The sequence below is a fragment of the Chryseobacterium sp. genome (assembly GCF_041914225.1).
In the GTDB taxonomy this organism is placed as follows: domain Bacteria; phylum Bacteroidota; class Bacteroidia; order Flavobacteriales; family Weeksellaceae; genus Chryseobacterium.
In genome coordinates this window covers 1-4,397 of record NZ_JAYSDT010000097.1, presented here as the reverse complement: position 1 = coordinate 4,397, position 4,397 = coordinate 1, and the positions used below count along the sequence as shown (strand labels likewise).

The 4,397-nt window shown below is 37.3% G+C and carries 5 protein-coding genes; 1 reads left to right on the top strand and 4 read right to left on the bottom strand.

Annotated elements, in window-relative coordinates:
• Positions 1 to 105: 105 nt before the first annotated feature.
• Positions 106 to 1,122 (bottom strand): asparaginase, encoded by a 1,017-nt coding sequence (locus ACE3RB_RS19735; RefSeq protein WP_374465772.1) that lies wholly within the window; start codon positions 1,120 to 1,122, stop codon positions 106 to 108.
• 166 nt (positions 1,123 to 1,288) lie between these two features.
• Here ACE3RB_RS19735 and ACE3RB_RS19730 point away from each other — a divergent pair, with 166 nt between their 5' ends.
• On the top strand, positions 1,289 to 1,963 hold the full coding sequence (locus ACE3RB_RS19730) for a TrmH family RNA methyltransferase (protein ID WP_374465771.1): 675 nt from the start codon (positions 1,289 to 1,291) through the stop codon (positions 1,961 to 1,963).
• Between the two features lie 47 nt (positions 1,964 to 2,010).
• On the opposite strand, the gene ACE3RB_RS19725 is transcribed toward ACE3RB_RS19730, so the two are convergent.
• From ACE3RB_RS19725 to tsaD, 3 genes are all read right to left on the bottom strand, one after another.
• Positions 2,011 to 2,706, bottom strand: a complete 696-nt coding sequence (locus tag ACE3RB_RS19725) for a 16S rRNA (uracil(1498)-N(3))-methyltransferase (RefSeq protein ID WP_374465770.1) — start codon at positions 2,704 to 2,706, stop codon at positions 2,011 to 2,013.
• Positions 2,707 to 2,808: 102 nt separating this feature from the next.
• Entirely contained in the window at positions 2,809 to 3,261 is a 453-nt protein-coding gene (gene tnpA / locus ACE3RB_RS19720) for an IS200/IS605 family transposase (RefSeq protein ID WP_374465769.1), read from the bottom strand.
• 99 nt (positions 3,262 to 3,360) lie between these two features.
• Entirely contained in the window at positions 3,361 to 4,377 is a 1,017-nt protein-coding gene (tsaD, locus tag ACE3RB_RS19715; protein ID WP_374465773.1) for a tRNA (adenosine(37)-N6)-threonylcarbamoyltransferase complex transferase subunit TsaD, read from the bottom strand.
• Positions 4,378 to 4,397: the final 20 nt, after the last annotated feature.

The window sequence follows — 4,397 nt, the reverse complement described above, 5'->3', positions numbered from 1 at the left end:
CCGTATACTACCTTTCCAGGGTAGCTCCTTCAACCACTCGGACACCTTTCTTTTTGAGATTGCAAAAATAGTGTATTTTCTGGAATATCCAAATTATTCTAACAATTAATCTGTAATTTCGCCGCAAAGGCTTCTGCTGAAGTTATCCGCAAAGCTTCCCGTGTAGCTTGGATTATCTATAAGGTGCATTGCTTTTGTAATCGCTGTTTCTGCAGTCATATCTCTTCCGCTGATGGCTCCGATTCTCGAGAATATATTGCTGTTCTCATACTTTCCGAATGAGATACCGCCTGAAATACACTGACTTACCACTACGATTTCAGTTCCGTTATTTCTGATTTCCTGAAGGGTTTCCTGTGTTTTGGCACTGCTGAAAATCGTTCCCGAGCCGAAAACCTGAAGAATCAGTACCTTCATTTTAGGGATTTCCCTGAAATGACTCAGATGCATACCCGGGAAAATTCTCCAGAATAAAATATCTTCAGAAATATGTTCATCCACATGAAATTCTACAGTAGGATCACAGCGGAACAGGTTGTCTTTAATAATATTCAAATGAACTCCGGACTGCCCAAGGATCGGGTAATTCGGGCTTGCATACGCATCAAAATACTCTGCGGAATATTTTAACGTTCTGTTTCCTCTTAATAATTTATACTCAAAGTAAATGGCAACCTCCTGAATAACTGCTTCATCATTTTCATAAAGACTGGCATAGTAAAGGCTGGTCAGAAGATTTTCCTTGGCATCTGTTCTCAGATCACCAATCGGAAGTTGGGAGCCTGTCATGATCACAGGTTTTCTTAATCCTTTCAGCATAAAGCTTAGTGCTGAAGCGGTGTAGGACATTGTGTCTGTTCCGTGAAGAATCAGAAAGCCGTCATAGTCATTATAGTTTTTGTGAATATAATTGGCAATCACTCTCCATTCTTCAGGTCCCATATCCGAAGAGTCCAGCGGTTTGGCAAAAGGATGAACAAAGACTTCGCATTCCATAAGCCTCATTTCAGGCATCTTTTCAAATATATTTCCAAAATCAAAGGCACGGAGACTTCCGGTTTCGTAATCTTTTTCCATTCCGATGGTTCCACCGGTATAGATGAGCAGGACTTTTCGCTTCATGTATTAATTTAATTAAGAATTGGGCCCCGATTAGGGTTCATAGGCCAAAATTACGTTAATTTGCAAAGATTTGAAAATGAATGAAACGCTTATCATGAAATTTTATAAAAATAAAATGAAAATTGTAGTGGTTTCATAGGGCTATTGAAAAAATAACTAAATGCAGATGAATGATTTATCGCAAACTTATGAATATTTAAAGCAGTTTTTAACAGAAGAAAGACTGACGAAAATTGAACATTTCTCACAGGAAAGCTCAGACTTTATTCTTCCGGTTGTAGAAGATGTTTATCAGTTCAGAAATGCAGCTGCAATCGTACGTTCTGTGGAGGCCTGTGGTTTCCATAAAGTAGTGGCGTTGCAGGAAGAATACAGTTTCGAACCCAATCTTCGGGTAACAAAAGGGGCAGACACATGGGTTGAGGTAGAAAAACTTCCCCGGAATATGGAGTCTTTTCAGAATATTAAAGACAGAGGATATAAAATAGTGGCTGTTTCACTGGAAAACAATGCTAAAATGCTGCCTGAATATGAAGTAAATGAACCTATTGCTTTAGTTTTTGGAACTGAAATGGAGGGCGTTTCCCAGGAAATTTTAGATTTTGCCGACGAGACATTGGCTATTCCGATGTATGGCTTTACGAGAAGCTTCAATGTTTCTGTGGCAGCCTCAATCTGTATGTATGAATTGAAACAGAAGCTTATAAAATCTGATATTGATTATAAATTAAATGAAGAAAAGCTTTTAAGGTTGAAAATCCTTTGGGCTGTCAATTCAATCAGAAGCGGACAGCAGATTTTTGAAAAATATCTGAGAGAAAATAATATTGACTGGAAATAGTCAATCTGAAATAAAAAAGAGAAGGCTCCTCAACCTTCTCTTTTTGTTTATATCATATTATAATAATTCCATGCTGCTACAAAGACTCCTGCCGTTTCCGTTCTCAGTCTTTGGTTTCCGAGGGATACGGCTCTTATTTTATTTTCTGCTAAAAATGCAATCTCCTTTTCAGAAAAATCACCTTCGGGACCTATTAAAAATGTAAGCTGTTCCTGCTGAGGAATATCTTTCAGGCCAATTCTTTCTAAATTTTCATGGCAGTGCGCTACAAACGTATGCTCCGGATCTATGCTTTTCAGAAAATCCTGAATTTTAGTTAAGTCATTGATAACCGGAAAATGAAATCTCAAACTTTGTTTTGATGCGGCAACAGCCTGTTTCCTGATTTTATCAATATTGATGTTTTTACGTTCTGTTTTCTCAGTCTGCAGGATCGTTATCTCAGAAATACCCATTTCCACAGCTTTTTCCACAAAAAATTCAATTCTGTCAATGTTCTTGGTCGGGGCAATAGCAATATGAAGCCTGGGATTGAATTCAGGCAGATTTTCTTTAATCTCAGAAATTTCAATACCAGCTTTCTTTCCTTCTATAATCAGTTTTCCGGAAGCTAAGTTTCCCTTGCCATCTGTCACATGGATATCTTCTCCATCCTTCATTCGAAGAACTTTTACGATATGCTGCTGTTCTTCATCGTTGATGGTGGCTTTTTGATCTTTTATTTCTCCGTAGAATAGTTTCATCTTATTTTTTTTAGAGCCACGAAGTGGCGCAATACTTAGCAAAGATTACAGGTCTTTGTTTTGAATTAATATTGTTTACCTGAGCTCTGAAAGAGCGGAATATTAATCCCAGACATATCTTTCATCAAATTCCATTTCATAATTCCTAAGAAATATTAAAAACTCTTCCTTAAAATTTTTAATTATATGATGTTCCTTCTGATTGCTGATGTATTCAGTTACAGTGTCTATTTCTTTTGGATTAACTGAAAAACTTCCATAGCCATTCTGCCAATAAAAATGCGAATATTTTTTATCTTTAGTTTTAATCCATTTTGAAGAATGAGATTTTAAACTTTCCAAAAGCTTTACAAGAGTTACTTTTTTAGATAAAAGACAAAGGATGTGAACATGATCTTTATAGCCTCCGATTTTTACGGGATTACACTCCATATTTTTACAGATTCCTGCCAGATATGAAAATAATTCTTCCTGTATTTCTTCATCAATGATTGGTTCTCTGTTTTTAGTAGAGAATACAATATGAATATAATTTTTAACAAGAGACTGTCCCATTTTTATCCCGCTATTTCGTAGCTATTTATTATTAGCCTATTTATCTCAAAAGGCTAAAACCCTTTGTTTTTTACGTCACCACTTCGTGGCTCCGCATTCTTATAAATCATATTTTGCCGTTGCCGTTGTTCTGAGATCTGTAAACTCTCCTCTCTCAAATTTCAGCTTTGCTACCATAGCAATCATCGCTGCATTGTCTGTAGTATATTCAAACTTTGGAATGTAGATATTCCAGCCCAGTTTTTCTTTATTGTCTTTCATTGCTTTTCTCAGGGCAGAATTGGCAGAAACACCTCCTGCGATGGCTACTTCATTCACATTAAGATCTTTGGCTGCTTTCTCAAGCTTATTCATCAGAATCTCAATAATGGATTTCTGAACGGAAGCACAGAGATCATTAAGGTTTTCCTTAATAAAGTCCGGATTTTTTCTGACTTCTTTCTGGATGAAATATAACACGGATGTTTTAATTCCGCTGAAAGAATAATCATAGTTCTCCAGTTTAGGTTTGTTGAATTTAAAAGCATCAGGATTTCCTTCCTTGGCCAATCTGTCAATGATGGGTCCGGCAGGGTAGTCAAGGTCAAAGATTTTTCCTATTTTATCAAAAGCTTCTCCTGCGGCATCATCGGTGGTCTTTCCAATGATTTCCATATCGAAATAGTCTTTTACGAGCACAATCATAGTATGTCCGCCACTTACCGTAAGACATAAAAAAGGAAAGGCAGGCGGCACAGGATTTGCATCTTCGATGAAATGGGCCAGAATGTGGGCTTGAAGGTGATTTACTTCAATTAACGGAACGTTAAGGCTCATAGCCAGAGACTTAGCGAATGATGTTCCTACGAGAAGAGATCCTAAAAGTCCGGGTCCGCGTGTAAATCCTATAGCTGAGATAGCATTTTGTTGTATATTTGCTTTGGAAAAAGATTTTTCAACAACGGGGATAATATTTTGCTGATGGGCCCGTGAAGCTAATTCAGGCACAACACCACCATATTCTTTGTGGATGGCCTGGTTCGCGGCAATGTTTGAAAGAATAGAATTTCCCTTGATGATAGCTGCTGAGGTGTCGTCGCAGGACGATTCAATACCTAAAATTATAGAGTCGCTCATAATAATGGCAAAGTTAGAGA